This window comes from Dyadobacter sp. HNCC25DJ187 (assembly GCF_056895255.1).
This window is the reverse complement of the sequence record NZ_JBXHAT010000004.1, coordinates 46,961-63,950: the sequence shown is the minus strand read 5'-3', so window position 1 is coordinate 63,950 and position 16,990 is coordinate 46,961. Positions and strand designations below refer to the sequence as shown.

Annotated in this window: 15 protein-coding genes and 1 tRNA gene; 15 read left to right on the top strand and 1 reads right to left on the bottom strand. The window is 41.3% G+C overall.

All coding sequences use genetic code 11. From position 1 onward, the window contains the following. Window positions 1-18 precede the first annotated feature (18 nt). The 9 genes from AC1XUE_RS23700 to ftsZ all read left to right on the top strand — a co-directional run bounded on the left by AC1XUE_RS23700 (window position 19) and on the right by ftsZ (window position 10,146). Window positions 19-981, top strand: coding sequence for a DUF3078 domain-containing protein (locus AC1XUE_RS23700; RefSeq protein WP_483358476.1), 963 nt, complete (start codon window positions 19-21; stop codon window positions 979-981). Window positions 982-1,008: 27 nt separating this feature from the next. After that, on the top strand, window positions 1,009-1,338 hold the full coding sequence (gene mscL, locus AC1XUE_RS23695; RefSeq protein ID WP_483358475.1) for a large-conductance mechanosensitive channel protein MscL: 330 nt from the start codon (window positions 1,009-1,011) through the stop codon (window positions 1,336-1,338). Window positions 1,339-1,480: 142 nt separating this feature from the next. Next, window positions 1,481-2,824, top strand: coding sequence for a UDP-N-acetylmuramoyl-L-alanine--D-glutamate ligase (gene murD, locus AC1XUE_RS23690; protein WP_483358474.1), 1,344 nt, complete (start codon window positions 1,481-1,483; stop codon window positions 2,822-2,824). After that, window positions 2,824-4,005, top strand: a complete 1,182-nt coding sequence (locus AC1XUE_RS23685; RefSeq protein WP_483358473.1) for an FtsW/RodA/SpoVE family cell cycle protein — start codon at window positions 2,824-2,826, stop codon at window positions 4,003-4,005. Before murD ends, AC1XUE_RS23685 begins: the two co-directional genes overlap by 1 nt. A 5-nt stretch (window positions 4,006-4,010) precedes the next feature. After that, complete coding sequence (gene murG, locus AC1XUE_RS23680; RefSeq protein WP_483358472.1) at window positions 4,011-5,111, top strand: undecaprenyldiphospho-muramoylpentapeptide beta-N-acetylglucosaminyltransferase; 1,101 nt, start codon at window positions 4,011-4,013, stop codon at window positions 5,109-5,111. Window positions 5,112-5,125: 14 nt separating this feature from the next. Continuing rightward, entirely contained in the window at window positions 5,126-6,532 is a 1,407-nt protein-coding gene (murC, locus tag AC1XUE_RS23675; RefSeq protein ID WP_483358471.1) for a UDP-N-acetylmuramate--L-alanine ligase, read from the top strand. 22 nt (window positions 6,533-6,554) lie between these two features. After that, window positions 6,555-7,331 (top strand): cell division protein FtsQ/DivIB, encoded by a 777-nt coding sequence (locus AC1XUE_RS23670; protein WP_483358470.1) that lies wholly within the window; start codon window positions 6,555-6,557, stop codon window positions 7,329-7,331. A gap of 15 nt (window positions 7,332-7,346) precedes the next feature. Continuing rightward, on the top strand, window positions 7,347-8,705 hold the full coding sequence (gene ftsA / locus AC1XUE_RS23665) for a cell division protein FtsA (RefSeq protein ID WP_483358469.1): 1,359 nt from the start codon (window positions 7,347-7,349) through the stop codon (window positions 8,703-8,705). A 34-nt stretch (window positions 8,706-8,739) separates the two neighbouring features. Further along, a complete protein-coding gene (gene ftsZ / locus AC1XUE_RS23660) occupies window positions 8,740-10,146 on the top strand; it encodes a cell division protein FtsZ (RefSeq protein WP_483358468.1) in 1,407 nt (468 codons plus the stop codon). 42 nt (window positions 10,147-10,188) lie between these two features. Here the strand turns inward: ftsZ and AC1XUE_RS23655 are convergent, their stop codons facing one another. After that, the gene (locus AC1XUE_RS23655) at window positions 10,189-10,731 is read right to left on the bottom strand and encodes an NADPH-dependent FMN reductase (RefSeq protein ID WP_483358467.1); all 543 of its coding nucleotides are present in this window, start codon (window positions 10,729-10,731) and stop codon (window positions 10,189-10,191) included. A 254-nt stretch (window positions 10,732-10,985) separates the two neighbouring features. Here AC1XUE_RS23655 and accD point away from each other — a divergent pair, with 254 nt between their 5' ends. The 6 genes from accD (at window position 10,986) to AC1XUE_RS23625 (ending at window position 16,958) form a co-directional block, all read left to right on the top strand. After that, entirely contained in the window at window positions 10,986-11,828 is an 843-nt protein-coding gene (gene accD / locus AC1XUE_RS23650; protein ID WP_483358466.1) for an acetyl-CoA carboxylase, carboxyltransferase subunit beta, read from the top strand. A 241-nt stretch (window positions 11,829-12,069) separates the two neighbouring features. After that, window positions 12,070-12,528: an SsrA-binding protein SmpB gene (gene smpB, locus AC1XUE_RS23645; protein ID WP_483358465.1), complete on the top strand. Its 459-nt coding sequence runs from the start codon at window positions 12,070-12,072 to the stop codon at window positions 12,526-12,528. Window positions 12,529-12,678: 150 nt separating this feature from the next. After that, entirely contained in the window at window positions 12,679-13,191 is a 513-nt protein-coding gene (locus tag AC1XUE_RS23640) for an HNH endonuclease (RefSeq protein ID WP_483358464.1), read from the top strand. A 185-nt stretch (window positions 13,192-13,376) separates the two neighbouring features. After that, on the top strand, window positions 13,377-15,209 hold the full coding sequence (rpsA, locus tag AC1XUE_RS23635) for a 30S ribosomal protein S1 (RefSeq protein WP_483358463.1): 1,833 nt from the start codon (window positions 13,377-13,379) through the stop codon (window positions 15,207-15,209). 95 nt (window positions 15,210-15,304) lie between these two features. After that, a tRNA-Cys gene (locus tag AC1XUE_RS23630) sits at window positions 15,305-15,378 on the top strand. A 356-nt stretch (window positions 15,379-15,734) separates the two neighbouring features. Beyond that, window positions 15,735-16,958 carry a c-type cytochrome gene (locus tag AC1XUE_RS23625; protein ID WP_483358462.1) on the top strand — a complete coding sequence of 408 codons (1,224 nt, stop codon included), beginning with the start codon at window positions 15,735-15,737 and terminating at the stop codon, window positions 16,956-16,958. Window positions 16,959-16,990: the final 32 nt, after the last annotated feature.

The window sequence follows — 16,990 nt, the reverse complement described above, 5'->3', positions numbered from 1 at the left end:
TCACAAATTTCATCTCTTATGCGATTAAAAACGCAGATTCATCTCTTATTTTTAATTCTATTGCTATCAGTGCATACCGTTAGTTTTTCTCAAAAGGTAGATCTCACTAATTCTCTTAATTCCGGAAAACTAAAAATAGCAGGTGATACATTAATCAGGAAGACAGAGTTCGGCGCAAATCTTAATCAAGGATCTTTTAGTTCTAATTGGACAGGTGGGGGCGTAAATTCTGTGGCGCTGGGTTTATTTTTTAATGCACTCAGAGAAGTAAAGAAGGGTAAAAATTCCTGGCGGAACGATTTTCAATCGCAGTATGGGGTTGTACGTAACAAAGGACAACAAAGCAGGAAAAACGTGGATCGAATTTTCTTCGATTCAAAGTATAACAGAGAACTTGCACCGAAATGGAGCTTGTTTGGCAATATTAACTTTTTGTCACAGTTTGCACCTGGTTATGATTATGTGGCAGATACTTCCGATGCTTCAAGAACGATCAAGAAAAAACTCTCCGGGTTCTTTTCGCCTGCCTACCTCACCGAGGCTATCGGTATTGAGTACAAACCCGTGCCTTACTTTTTCATAGATTTTGCACCTGCAGCATTAAGACAAACCATTGTGATGGACCGAGATATTTACCTCAATACTCCTGAACAGAAGAACTATGGTGTTGAGATAGGTAAGCGTGTGAGAAATGAAGTGGGAATAGTGCAGCTCGTAGCCAATTTTGATAAAGATATAGCAAAGGATATCAATCTTAAATTCAGATATCTGTCATTTACATCTTATTCGGATAATCCAAGAACTGAGCAGGTAGACAAGCAGTTTCATTTTGATCACCGCTTAGATGCGCAAATCACTGCTAAGATTGCGCGGTATTTTAATGTTAACCTGGGAACTATTGTTATTTACGATAAAGATCAGGCGGCAAGGGCGCAATTTGCTCAAGGATTAAGTGTAGGCTTTCTTTATTCATTCAAATAAGTTTCACATTTAACACTTTACTCAATTATGCTTCAGGAATTCAAAGTCTTTATCGCAAAAGGAAATGTGCTTGATTTAGCTGTCGGTGTAGTTATCGGTGCCGCTTTTGGAAAGATCACCACATCTCTTGTGGAAGATATCATCAACCCGATCCTGGGTTTGATCATCGGAGGAGTTGATTTTACGCAGTTGAAGGTTGTTCTCAAAGAGGCTGTTGGCGAAACACCTGAGGTAGCCATCAAATATGGAAACTTCATTCAGGTCTTGATTCAGTTCCTGATCATCGCATGGGTTATCTTCCTTGTTGTTAAACTAGCTAACAGATTGAGGCTTACGGAAACTCCTCCAAAACCATAAGCTAAAGGCATATACGCAGAGAAAAGGCATATTATATGCCTTTTTTTATGTGCATAAATTTTTCAGTTATCGTCTGCCATACTTCCCTTGAAAAAGATTTACCTTCGTTGTTCACAGCTCATAAATCTTTAATACCAATATTGTGTCGAGCAAACTAGTTATTTTGGGAGGGGGAGAAAGTGGTATCGGTGCCGCTATTCTTGGCCGGTCAAAGGGATACGAAGTATTCCTGTCCGATGGAGGAAAGATACAGGAAAGGTATCGTCATGAATTGGTTAGTCGTAATATTTCTTTTGAGGAAGAACGGCATTCTGAACAATTGATTCTTGATGCTTCTCTGGTAGTCAAAAGTCCGGGAATCCCTGATAATGCCACGCTGATCGTAGCACTCACAGAAAGAGGTATTCCGATCGTTTCGGAGATCGAATTTGCTTCACGGTATACCGATGCAAAGCTCATTGCTATAACCGGAAGTAATGGAAAAACCACAACCACGCTACTTACTTATCACCTTTTTAAAGAGGCCGGATATAACGTGGGATTGGCCGGTAATATAGGCGAAAGTTTTGCATGGCAGGTTGCAGAAAAAAGCTTTGATTTCTATATACTGGAAATTAGCAGCTTTCAGCTTGATAACATTGATTCTTTTAAGCCGGATATAGCAATATTGCTCAACATTACTCCGGATCACCTCGACCGTTACGGTTATTCATTCCAGAATTATATAAATTCCAAATTCAATATCGTAAGCAATCAGAAAAGCGAAGATCACTTTATCTATTTTGGAGATAGTGAAGTAATTGTGAAGGAACTCGCTACGAGGAAGATCCCTTCTCAAAAGCTGGCGGTCTCACTTATGCATGCCATAGAGCATGGAATGTATCTGAATGGAGATGAGCTTGTCAGCAATTATAAAAACAGCACATTCGTTCAACACTATCCAGCCTTGCCCATTAAAGGGCCTCACAATGCAGTCAATGCCATGGCGGCTATTCTTGCTGCACAGATTGCGGGTATAGAGGATAGTAAGATTGCGGACGCGCTGCTCACTTTTGAAAATGCACCTCACAGACTCGAAAAAGTGGCGGAAATAGCTGGTGTAACTTATATCAATGATTCAAAAGCAACCAATGTAGATTCTGTATTTTATGCGCTGGGAAGTTTCTCCGAGCCCATCGTGCTGATTGCGGGTGGCGTCGACAAAGGGAACGATTACAGCCAGATTGAGGAGTTGGTAAGATCAAAAGTAAAAGGACTGGTCATCCTGAGCACGAAGCATGAAAAATTAAAGGATTATTTCGCAGAAATTGTACCGCGTATCCATATAAGTCATGATGTTAATGATGCTGTGAGACAAGCTCAGCAATGGGCGGTTTCCGGTGATATAGTGTTATTGTCGCCCGCCTGTGCAAGTTTTGATCTGTTTAAAAACTATGAAGATAGGGGGAATAAATTCAAAGAGGCTGTTGGTAACCTGATTCAATAATGGCGGAGGAAAAGAAAGAGAGTGCTATGGATCTTTTGCACAAGTCAAGAGATAAAACACAGGCGTGGATCACATCCAATCTCAAAGGAGATCCATGGATTTGGGGTATTTGTATTGTCATGCTTTTATGGAGCATTGTAGTCGTGTACAGCGCCAGTGTAAAGGATGCGTACAGCCAGAAAGACGGAGATACGGAATACTATCTCTATAAACACTCGGTATTGTGTGCGCTATCGCTAGTAGTGATGTTTTACGTGCACCGTATCCCTTACATCAAATTCGTGTATGTCACCAGGCTTGCAGTCTGGAGTTCTATATTATTACTGGTTTTTACCATGTTTTTCGGAACATCGGTAAACGATGCATCACGCTGGATTGAAATACCAATCATCGGACAGCGTTTTCAGCCTTCGGAGTGGGCTAAGGTTGCTTTGATTTCCCATCTCTCCCTGATCCTGGCAAGGCATATCAAAGGTGGGTGGAATACACGGGAGCTTTTTATGGAACCTTTGGCATTGGTTGGGCTTGTGTGCGGTTTGATTTTTACCAGTAATGTTTCGACGGCGATGATGCTGGCCGGGATATGCTTTTTGCTCATGTATGTAGGGAAGGTTCCATTACACTATCTGTTCTTTACTGCAATTGGTGTGGTCTTCTTTGCTACACTGGCTATTTTACTGAATTCAACGCAACGTTCCGGTACCGCTCAGAATCGTATTGCTGCCTTCTTCGATAAAGATGTCGTTGTATACCAGTCTCAGCAATCTTACATGGCGATGGCCCGAGGAGGAATTTATGGGGAAGGTGTTGCAAAAAGCAGACAAAGAAGATTCCTTCCGGAACCCCAAAAAGACTTCATTTTTGCAGTAGCAGTGGAAGAGTATGGCACGCTCGGAGGAACAGCCCTGATCATCATGTATCTGATATTGCTTTACCGGGGGTTAAAAGCTATTGAAGCTACTAAAAGGCCCTTTGGTGGGTTGCTTTCTGCGGGGCTGACTTTTGTGGTGGTCAGTCAGGCGTTTTCGGCCATGGCTGTTACGGTAGGGCTCGTTCCCGTTACTGGTCAAACCTTACCCTTTTTCAGCCAGGGAGGGACTTCCCTGTTGTTTACAGGGATAGCAATGGGCATGATCCTGAGTGTTAGCCGGGGTGAAAAAATGGATGAGCAAAGAATTTGATGCTGATGGCAAAACGAGTAATTATTAGTGGTGGCGGTACTGGAGGTCATATTTATCCTGCTATTGCCATCGCAAACGCAATTCAAAAACTGGATCCGGAAGTGGAGGTGTTGTTTGTAGGTGCTTTGGGGAAAATGGAAATGGAAAAGGTACCCCGGGCAGGATATCGAATTGTTGGTTTACCTATTGTGGGTATTAAAAGATCGTTGTCTCCGGAAAACCTGATGTTTCCTTTTAAGCTCATTAATAGTTTGCTTAAAGCAAGGGAAGTCGTAAGGGATTTCAAACCTGATGTAGCTGTAGGGGTTGGCGGATTTGCCAGTGGACCTTTGTTGATGATGGCGTCATTATCCGGAATACCTACATTGATTCAGGAGCAAAATTCTTATGCAGGAATTACAAATAAGCTATTGGCAAAAAGAGCTGCCAGGATTTGTGTGGCTTACCCTAATATGGAGGTCTTTTTTCAGAAGGAAAAGTTGACACTGCTTGGTAATCCGGTTCGAAGTGATATTGTAGATATAAGAGGCAAGAGGCTACAGGGGCTGGCACATTTCGGACTATCTGAAAAACACAAAACATTATTTGTGATGGGAGGAAGCCTTGGTGCAAGATCCATTAACGAAAGTATAGATGCAGGTTTGAAGAAGTTGACAGACCAGGGCTATCAGATTTTATGGCAAACCGGTAAAGGGTATATTTCAAAAGCGAATAAAAGTATCCGGTCGCTCGGAACAGAACAGGTAAAGGCATTCGAATTTATTTACGAAATGGACTTTGCTTATGCTGTTTCAGATGTTGTGGTGTCAAGGGCAGGTGCCTTGTCTGTGTCGGAACTTTGTCTGGTTGCCAAGCCGGCTATACTGGTACCTTTTCCGGCTGCATCAGAAGACCACCAGACAAAAAATGCGTTGAGTCTGACGGAACAAAATGCAGCATTATTGGTGAAAGATCACTTAGCGGGACACCAGTTGGTCGATCAAGCAATAGCATTACTGGAAAATGCAGATTTACAAAATATACTAACGAATAATATATGTAAATTGGGTAAACCTAATGCTGCAGAGGATATAGCAAAACAGGTATTGAAATTAATCAGTAAGTAAAATTTGATCATTTTATGAGTTCATCCCTGATGAATTGGAAATATATATACTTTGTAGGAATAGGCGGGATAGGTATGAGTGCCCTGGCTCGCTGGTTTAAGGCGAACGGATTTAACGTGGCCGGATACGATAAAACGGCTACAGTGTTGGTCAATACGCTGATACAGGAGGGGATAGAAGTAAATCTGGAAGACGAAGTATCTGTAATACCTGCAGAGTTCATTGCAGAACCGGATCATACATTGATCATTTATACTCCGGCTGTACCTGTACAGCATAAGCAGATGCTTTATTTCAGAGATCATAATTTTCTTATTTTAAAGCGATCGCAGGTTTTGGGTATGCTTACTAAAAACCTGAGAACAGTAGGAGTAGCCGGTACGCACGGTAAGACTACCACTTCCTCCATGGTAGCGCACATTTTGAGAGATGCAGATGTAAACAGTACGGCGTTTTTGGGAGGGATTACTCAAAATTATGCAACAAATCTTCTTCTCAACAAGCCAACGGAAAATCTGGAAAGCGTTGTATGCGTAGTGGAAGCAGATGAGTTTGACAGATCATTCCTTACATTGTTTCCTGAAATTGCAATCGTCACTTCTACTGACGCGGATCACCTGGATATATATGGCAAGCATGAAGCGGTTCTCGAATCGTTCCGTGAGTATGTGAGCCAGATCGACGAGGATGGTGTACTTTTTATGCGGGATGGATTGGAGCTTGCAGAAAGTACTAAAGCCCATGTTTTTACGTATTCTTTAAGGGAAGGAGACTACCACGCGGCGAACATACGGATTGAAAGCGCCAGATTTGTATTTGATATCGTCTATCCGGATGGTACGATTAAAGATGTGGCGATGATGATTCCCGGATATCATAATATCGAAAACAGCATTGCAGCTACAGCCACAGCACTATATCTTGGCGTTGATCCTGATAAGATTAAAGTGGCACTGGAAAATTACCGTGGAGTAAAGAGACGCTTCGAATATCAGATTGAAACCAATGATATAGTATATATAGACGACTACGCACATCATCCGACTGAGATTGAAGCATTTCTGAATTCAGTGAAGTCTTTGTACCCAGGTAAACATGTAACAGCAATCTTTCAGCCACACTTGTTTACAAGAACAAGGGATTTTATAGACGAGTTTGCTAAAAGTCTTTCTATTGCAGACCGACTCTTGCTTTTAGAGATATATCCCGCACGTGAGCTACCTATTGAGGGGGTTAATTCCAAATTATTACTGGATAAGGTTGAAATTTTTGATAAAAGAATACTGACAAAAGAAGAAATTCTACAAAGTTTATCTGATATTCGTCTAGAAGTTGTAGCAACTATCGGAGCAGGAGATATCGACACGTTGGTAAGTCCCATAAAAGCGTTACTAGCTGATCCGGTTAGTAACAATTACTAAAAGCATTTTTAATATTACTAAGATGTTACGTAAATTTGAATATTCTTGGCAATTTTTTAAACGCAGCTTATGGCTCATCTTACCCGTTCTTGGGATTGGTATGGCCGAAAGCAGATTGGGAGGGCAAAGATGTAATAATCTGATAATCTCTATTGAAGGAGACTCGGGAGCGTTTTTTCTGAATCAAACCGATGTGCGAATGTTACTTACTGAGCATGGAGGGGATCCACTTATCGGTAACAGGCTGGACGAAATAAATCTTGGAGAACTCGAATACAGAGTAAAAAAAAACAAGCTGATAAAGAAATGTCAGGTTTCGCGTGACCTGAAGGGTAATATCGTCGTTAATGTAGAACAGGAGAAACCATTAGCAAGATGGATTAATACATCTCAGGACGGTGAGATACAAAGTGCAGATGGATTTTATATCAATGACGAAGGAGATTTTTTTCCTTTGTCTGATAGCTTTTCGGCCCGTGCGCTGATCGTATCCGGCGCTTATTTCAGAGATCTGAAAAAGATAAAAGGAATTGAGGGAGAATCATTAATGAATATGATTCGCTTTTTGAATACTGACCCGTTTTGGAAAGCTCAGATTACAAAACTGGACGCTGACAAGAATGGGGAAATTGAGTTAAGTACAGTTTTGGGTGATCAGAGAATCGAATTTGGAATGGCAGAAGGCTTTGAATCCAAATTTAATAAGTTACACTTATTTTATGGAAAGGTTCTGTGCAAAGATTGGAGTAGGTTTTCGAGAATAAGTATTAAGTTTCAGGATCAAATAGTTTGTGAATAACAATTCACCATCAGCATGGCACACGACAAAATAGTAGTTGGAGTAGATATTGGGAGTACAAAAATTGCAGTTATAGCGGCACAGGGAATATCTTCCGGGTCTCGTCAGAGTAATATAGAAATTCTTGGTTTTAGTGAAGTGCCTGTTCCGCAGGGAGCGGTAGTAAACGGTTCTGTTGAAAATATTAAACAAGTAGGTGCAGCTATTAAGGAAGCTTTGGCAGAAGCGTCGCTTCGTTCTGATCTTGATATAGGTATCGTAAATGTCAGCTTTAGTGGAGCTCATGTGCGGGTTAGTGCCCAAAGTGATGGGGTTATACGTCCATCAGCTTCCACAGGTGAGGAAGTTACACAACGAGATGTGGATCAGCTTGTGGATGATATGTATCGTGCAAGGACCGAGCCTAATTATGATGTGTTACATGTTTTACCCATAGATTTTTCTGTTGACAACGCTGTTGGAGTTAAAGAGCCGGTAGGACGTACTGGTATTAAGCTCGGTGGCAACTTTTTGATTGTTTCAGCCAACAATCAATCCATACAAAGAACAAAGAAAAGCTTACAGGAAGCGGATCCTGGCCTGAAGTTTGATAAACTCGTATATGCACCGTTAGCTACTAGTTTAGCCGTATTATCGGATAATGAAACAAAGGCAGGAATTGCTCTGGTAGATATTGGCGATCATACTACGGATCTTATTATCTATCAGGATCGTGTGATACGTCATATTGCTTCTTTTCCAATCGGAGGGAGGCACATTACCAATGATCTTGCAACGGGTTGTGGTATACAAGTAGAAAATGCAGAACAACTTAAGAAGGAATTTGGAGTTGCTGTGTCTGGAGATATTCCACTCAATGTAGAAATTTTGGTCAACTTCCTAGCAGGCAGGCCGCCGAAGCCAGTTCTGAAAAAGAACGTTGCATTGATTATTGAAGAGCGTTTGAAAGAGATAGCCGCAATGGTGTATGCGGAAATAATAAAGTCGGGTTTACAGGAAAAACTGATTGGAGGTATTGTACTCAGTGGAGGCAGTGCTGATCTCGCTGAGATCGAAGTTTTATTTGAACGTGTTACGGGAATGGCCGTAAGGGTTGGTCTGCCCGAAAATCTGGCCAGAACCGTCAAAGCGGATGCGGTGAGTAATTCTACCTTCGCAACAGCTATAGGACTGGCATGGGCAGGCGTTAAATCCATTGATCCTAGAATCAAGTCGGTGTGTAAAACGGAAACGGTAATAAAGGCTCCCATTAACAATGGCTATCAGCAGCCGGAGCCTAAAGTGAAAGAGCATAAAGAAGAGCCGAAAAAGTCGGGACGTTACTTCTGGGATAATCTTCTTGGAAAAAAAGACGGCAATGCAGATGAATATTGAAATTTAAGACAATACACCAATCAACCCCGGGAATATGAATACCAGTTTGTTACACGCATTAGACCAGGATTACATTGTGAACGAAATCATCAGGGATCCCAATGCAGGCAGCCAGGCTGAGCCAGCTATCATCAAAGTAATCGGTGTCGGTGGTGGTGGAAGCAATGCTGTTAACTACATGTACGAAAAGAAAATCAAAGATGTAGAATTCGCAGTTTGTAATACAGACAGACAGGCGCTGGCGAACAGTCCTGTACCTGTAAGAATACAACTAGGAGCTACACTTACTCAGGGCTTAGGAGCAGGAACGGATGCAACTAAGGGTAAGGAAGCAGCCCTGGAAACAATAGAGGAAATAAAAGCTTTATTAGGAGGTTCTACCCAGATGGTGTTTATCACTGCTGGTATGGGAGGGGGAACTGGAACCGGAGCTGCACCTGTCATTGCTCAGCTTGCAAAAGAAATGGGTAAGCTGACTGTAGCTGTGGTTACTGCGCCTTACACCTGGGAAGGACTTGATAAAAAAGAACAGGCGCTGGAAGGTATTGAACAGTTGAAGGAATTCAGCGATACAGTTTTGGTGGTGCTGAACGATAAGCTCGAAGAACTATACGAAGACATGACGCTTACCCAAGCCTTTGCGGAGGCGGATGGTATATTGCTGAATGCTGTCAAGAGTATATCTGAGATTATCACAACTAACGGAAACATCAATACAGACTTTAAAGATGTTGAGAAGGTTCTGAAAAGTGCGGGACAGTCGGTAATGGGAACATCAGAGGCATCCGGTACGGAACGTGCTCAGCTTGCTATTAAAGAGGCGTTGGATTCGCCATTGCTGAATGACCGTGATATTCGTGGAGCGAAGAGGATTCTGGTCACGCTTGCGACAAGTAAAAAGAAAGAGGCGACGATGAAAGAGCAGCGTGAGATATGGCAGTTTGTATTATCTCAGGTTGGTGGAGAAGCCCGTATGTTTAAGCTGGGAACGATTACAGACGATTCTCTTGGAGATAAACTGAGGGTTACCATTGTCGCAGCAGGTTTCGATAGCATTGAGTCTCCGATTCCGGGCATGCAGACAAAAAGCATGATGAAAGCAAATGAAGAGGCTGCGGCATACCCGGAGCCTCTTCAGGATGAATTTATGATGACTGCTGAAGTGGCAGGTACAAATACTGGTACAGTTGATATTGTGATGGATAATGAGGTATTGATACCTTCAGATGAAATCAATCATGTATCAATCATTGATTCCGATAGCGAAGAAGACTGGACCAATGAAGAATCTGAAAGAATGGATGCGATGATTAAATTCTTTAAGGAAGGCATCGTGAAATATACAGATCTGGAAGGGCCAGCGTATCGCAGAAGCCAGATTGAATTATGGAGGCGACCAGCAATTCCTGCGAATGAAATGGAACAACATTGGTTAAAATAAGAAAGAGGAGCCCCCAGGGCTCCTCTTTCTTATTTTAACCTTTCAGAATGAAATAATCTGTTCGGCTTGTATCTGGAGTAACTCATTATAAAGTGTGTTGGTAATAGTACCATCAGCGTAATGATTTTTAATTTGTGCCAACTTCACCCTTAGTGCAAGTGTGTTCATGCCCAGATAGCTGAAAACATCGTTTAAATGGCTCATGGCGATTGTTGCTCCCTGCGGGTTGGATGACAGGCCCACAAGTGCTGCTTTTTTATTTGTAAAGCTGTTGGGATAGGGCAAACCATCAATAAAGGCTTTTAATACACCGGGATAAGAACCATTGTATTCCGGGACAATAAATATGAATTTATCAGTTTTCTCCAGCAATGCTCTCAGTCCGTTAAACCCTTCACTCTTACCACTATTTTCGTACATAGCCGATACGGTGAAATCGTGTGGTAAATGAATAAGGTCAAGAATCATACTCGGGGTATCCAGCTTTGTCAGTAGGTTCTGATAATAGTCCGCAATCTTGCGGGACATTGAATTGGGCCGATTGGTACCCACTATAATTACGATATGCTGACTGGATATGCTCATTATTATGGCGATTGATTATCGCGTTATTTCCTATGTACATTTTAAAGGACTGGTAAAGAAACAATTTTTGGGCGAATATGTTTCAGTAAACCGGCTTGCTTTTAACCAGGTATGGCGGAATAAAAATGAATAACAGGTTACAGTTTCTTATTCCAGAACAATTATTGCTATATTTGACCCCTTAATTCATCATGAAAATGCTGTAAAGATCTGCTTTTGAGATCTTTAATGAAGTTGCTAACTCACATCATTATATGTCTTGGTTTATCCGAAAAGAAAAAGGTATTAGTACACCCACGGAAATGAAGCGTGAAGCTCCGGACGGGTTATGGTATCAGTGTCCTCAGTGTAAAAAAATAACGGCGACGCGGGAGCATAAGCTTAATGCGTATACCTGCCCACATTGTAACTATCACGACAAAATAGGATCCGACATATATTTCGAACTTCTGTTTGACGACAATAAGTTTACCGAACTGGACAAAGATTTAGTATCAGGAGATCCACTGAAGTTTGTAGATACAAAAGCCTATCCTGATCGTGTAAAGATGACCATTCAGAAAACGGGTTTGAAGGATGCTGTTCGTACAGGATACGGAAAAATGAACGATCTGGATATTGTCATCGCTTGTATGGACTTTAATTTTATAGGTGGTTCAATGGGTTCGGTAGTAGGCGAAAAGATAGCCCGTGCTATCAATTACGCTCTTAAAAAGAAAGTGCCGTTTTTGATGATATCTAAATCAGGTGGTGCACGTATGATGGAGGCGGGCTTTTCTCTGATGCAAATGGCCAAAACATCTGCGAGACTTGCTTTATTGTCAGAAGCTAAACTACCGTATATATCGTTGCTCACAGATCCTACCACAGGTGGTGTAACTGCTTCGTATGCAATGCTTGGTGATTTTAATATCTCAGAACCAGAAGCACTGATCGGTTTTGCCGGTCCTCGGGTTATCAGAGAAACGATTGGAAAGGATTTGCCCAAAGGCTTTCAAAGTGCTGAATTTGTTTTAGAACATGGTTTTCTTGATTTTATCGTAGATAGAAAAGACTTGAAAGATAAATTAAGCAGTCTTCTTACGATGCTGAAGTAATCATTTTGATATAGTATCAATATCAGCTGCGTAATCCATACTGAATGGGTTACGCAGTTTTGTTTTCTGGGCTATTCAAGAGTGCAAACAGAGAAAATCTATGCTGGTATACGTTGGTTGTGGTTGGATTTAAGTGTAGCATTCACATACCAGCACTAGAGAGCTAATACCAGGAAACGTTTTAACTACTTGGTATAGTTTTAGAAAACATTAATTTTACACCTCTTTAATTGAAAGAAGAATGTCAGAAAAGTTAGTTAAAAAAGTAGATATAAAGAATCGCAGAGCCTCATTCGAATATTTCTTTGTAGAAGAGTTTACTGCAGGTTTGGCGTTGACAGGAACAGAGATCAAATCGATCAGACAGGGTAAAGTGAATTTTCAGGATGCTTACTGTCTGTTTATGGATAATGAGTTGTATGTACGTAGTTTGCATATATCCCCTTATACAGAGGGTACGCACTACAACCACGATCCCATGCGTGATCGTAAATTACTTATTACAAAAAGAGAGCGAAAGCGATTGACAGAAAACCTGAAAGATCAGGGATTGACTATTATTCCAGTACGTCTATTTACGTCAGACAGGGGTTTTGCAAAACTGCATATTGCTCTTGCCAAAGGGAAAAAACTATATGACAAGCGCGATTCTATTAAGGAACGTGACGTGAAGCGTGAGACCGACAGAGCGGGTTATTAACACGTTTTGTTACATTTAGTAGGGTTTATTGAGCATATATACTGTATATCAGCGCCTTTGATGTTAAATTATTGATAATTTATGGATTTCTGTAATCACTATATTAGTTAAAAATTCATATATTGTCAGAATCAATTACCTCAAAGGCTTATGGGTAAAGTACTGGTTCTGAATCAAGATTACAGCGCGTTAAGTGTTTGCACAGTTCCGAAAGCGTTTTTGTTAGTTTTTATGAATAAGGCAGAAATGCTGGCCGAATCGTCCAGCGATTATCTGCGAACTGTCAGTACGGAATATCCGCTCCCTGTAGTCATCCGTCTTCATCGTTACATTCACCTGCCATACCGTGGTGTGGTAATGACCCGTCATAATATCTTTAAGAGGGATGGTAACCGGTGTCAGTATTGCGGAACACACGACAACCTCACCCTGGATCACGTGATACCTAAATCGCGTGGCGGAAAGACCAACTGGGACAACCTCTCAACAGCGTGCAAACGATGTAATTCCAAAAAAGGTGATCATACGCCTGAAGAAGCAGGCATGTTTCTGCGGCAACGACCTTTTCGTCCTTCATTTCTGATGTTTATCCGGGAATTTTCTGGCTTGGCCGATGAGAACTGGCTTCCATACCTGGGCTCTAAAGAGCGGGTAAGATCATAAAATTACGGCCAAAGTTTACTAAGGTCTTAAGAATCTGCACTTTTCCTTCGAAAATAGCTTGTACCTCTGTGTTTTAACCAAAGGAAATAGTACCTTTGCGCTCTATTTTTTTGACAATCATTTTTTAACAAGTTTCAGCTGTTTAGCTCGCCGGCTGATGTATCCCAGAGCAACAAGTCCTATTTATGTCTAAGGAAAAACAAACACAAACACTTCCTGATTTTGATTGGGAAAAAGCAGAAGACAAAGGTTTCGGTACAGGGTATTCGTCTGCAGACCGTACACGTCTTGAAGCAATGTACGAAACTACGATCTCTCCTGTTCAGGAAAAAGCAGTAGTAAAAGGTATCGTTGTTGGTATCACTGATCGTGAGGTGATTCTTAACATCGGTTTCAAATCTGATGGTATCGTTTCTTTCAACGAATTCCGTGATCTTCCAGGATTGAAGATTGGTGATGAAGTTGAAGTATATGTAGAGAATCAGGAAGATGCACAAGGTCAGCTTGTGTTGTCACGTAAAAAAGCGAAAGTTATCACTGCATGGGATAACATCCAGAAATCGTTTGACGAAGACGTGGTTATTGATGCTAACGTGAAGAGAAGAACGAAGGGTGGTCTTATTGTAGACATATTTGGCATCGAAGCTTTCTTGCCAGGTTCACAAATTGATGTGAAACCAATCCGCGATTTCGACATTTTTGTAGGAAAGCGTATGGAAGTAAAAGTTGTGAAAATCAATTATGCAAATGATAACGTAGTTGTATCTCACAAAATATTGATCGAGAAAGATCTTGAAGCACAACGTCAGCAAATCCTGAACAACCTTGAAAAAGGTCAGGTACTTGAAGGTGTAATCAAGAACATGACCAACTTTGGTGTGTTCATTGACCTTGGTGGTGTTGATGGTCTTCTTCACATTACAGATATTTCATGGGGTCGTATCAATCACCCATCTGACCTGCTTGCGCTTGATCAGAAATTGAACGTGGTTGTTCTTGACTTCGATGAAGAAAAGAAACGTATTTCTTTAGGTCTGAAACAACTTCAGTCTCATCCATGGGATTCTCTTGAAGAAGAAATTCAGGTTGGATCGAAAGTTACAGGTCGTATTGTTAACGTTGCTGATTACGGCGCGTTCCTTGAAATCAAACCAGGTGTTGAAGGTTTGATTCACGTTTCTGAAATGTCATGGTCACAGCACCTGCGCAATCCTCAGGAGTTTATGAATGTAAACGATGAGATCAGTGCAGTTGTTCTTACACTTGATCGTCAGGAAAGAAAAATGTCATTGGGTATCAAACAACTTACTGAAGATCCTTGGACACAAAGTTCATTGAAAGATAAGTATGCAATTGGTACTCGTCATAAAGGCGTTGTTCGCAACCTTACTAACTTCGGTTTGTTCATCGAGCTTGAAGAAGGTATCGACGGATTGGTACACGTTTCTGATTTGTCATGGACTAAGAAAATCAAACATCCTTCTGATTTCGTTAAAGTAAATGACGAGCTTGAAGTAGTAGTGCTTGAGCTTGATGCCGACAACCGTCGTCTTGCTTTGGGTCACAAACAACTTGAAGAAAATCCATGGGATACTTTTGAAACCATCTTTGCAGTTGGATCCGTTCACAAATCTACTATCGTAGCTAAAGGTGATAAGTTTGCTACACTTGAGCTTCCTTACGGAATTGAAGGTATTGCTGCAATCAAGAACCTTACGAAAGAAGACGGTACCGTTGCTGAAGCTGGAGAAAGCCTGGATTTCACAGTTCTTGAATTCCTGAAGGATGAAAAGAAAATTGTACTGACTCATTCAGAAGTGAAACCATCTGCAGCACCTGCAGTGGCTGAGAAGAAAGAAGAAAGAGCTCCTAAGGCAAATTCAACATCTTCTGCCAGCAAATCATCTTCGTCTGAATCTTCAAGCAAAGAAGGTGAAAAATCTACTTTTGGAGATTTGAGCGTACTTTCTGCTTTGAAAGAACAGTTTGAAGAAAACGAAAAGAAAGAAAAAAAATAATTTAAAGTTAGTGAGCGTGTGAAGTAGACAATTTTTTAATACTTTTGCACCCAGGTTGGCTAAGGCCTCAGGAATTAGCCAACCTGTTTTTAAATGGTTCCGTGGCCGAGTGGCTAGGCAGAGGTCTGCAAAACCTCGTACAGCGGTTCGAATCCGCTCGGAACCTCCATCAAGTTCAGCCCTGAATATGATGTTCGCCAGGCTGGATTTACTTCAAAAAATACCATTTGTAATGGGTCATATATGTGACCTGACAAATGGTATTTTTTTTTCTAAGTTGTTGAAAATCAATATATGACATATCTATTTATGACATTCGTCATTGTTTGCAAATTAGAAGAATTATAAATAAGAAGCACTCCCAAAATATCGCCAAAATACTTTTGTGGATAACCATTCGTACACTAGTTTTGTCTGTTGAAGAATAATGAATAGTTGATTATGTATATACCATTCCCAAAAAACTCTAAGTTTTGCTCCTTCATTAAGTGCTCAAACAGAATTGTAGCCATCATTTTGGCTATTATGCTGAGTACCCCGGTTTTACTAAGAGCTCAAGATACTACTGCATCAGTGGGCGGTGCTGCGGCGGCTCCTGAAGCTGCAGGTGGAGGAGATGTTGCAAAAGGTGAGTCGTTGTTTAAAAGTAATTGTGCTCAGTGTCACGCTGTAACAGATGAAAGAGTTGTTGGCCCGGGATTGAAAGGCTCTACTGATCGCCACGATATGGCATGGTTGGTTAAATGGGTCAGAAATTCACAGGCAATGATCGCTGCAGGTGATCCTTATGCGGTTAAGATATACAACGAGTATTCAAAGGCGCAGATGACAAGTTTTCCGAATTTGTCAGAAGATGATATCAAAAGCATTTTTGCTTATGTAGATCAGGCTGCTGCTGCACCTGCGCCTACAGCGGCAGGTGCTGATGGTGCTGCTGCTGCTGCTGCCGGCGGTGCTGCAGACTCAGGTCCTTCAGACTTATTTATGATTGTTATTGTTGCACTTGTTGTAGTAATGCTTCTGGTGCTTGGTGTTCTGCTTGTTATTGTGTCTCTGTTATCCAAGGCTGTGGCTGGTGGAGCAGAAGTAGAGCCGAAAGTCGACTTCATGACGCGTTTAGGTAACTCTCTCAAAAACATTTCAAAAGATCCATCAATTCGTTCCGCAACCATTTGGGTTTTTGTTTTACTTGTTTTGAAAGCAACCATCGACGGAGCATTTAATGTAGGTGTGCAACAAGGTTACGCGCCAAAGCAGCCTATATCATTCTCTCATAAGTTACATGCGGGTGAATATAAGATCGATTGTAACTATTGCCATACTGGTGTAAACCGGGGTAAGTCGGCACATATTCCTTCGGCGAACATCTGTATGAACTGCCACGGTGTGATCAAAAAAGAATCACCTGAAATTCAGAAAATTTATACTTCCATTGAAAATAACCAGCCTATTGAATGGGTTCGTGTTCACAACTTGCCGGATCTTGCTTATTTCAATCATGCCCAGCACGTTAACGTAGGTGGAGTAGAGTGTGAAAACTGCCACGGTGATGTTGCTCAAATGGAAGTAATTCAGCAGCGCAACTCTCTTACAATGGGATGGTGTATTGACTGTCACCGTAAAACAGAGGTTAATACAAAAGATAATCAGTATTATGACAAGCTGGTTCAGTTACATGGCACTGAAAGTAAAGAGGCATTAAAAGTTGCTGACATAGGTGGTTTGGAATGTTCTAAATGCCACTATTAATCAATATAAAATACTACAGGAATACGACTCAT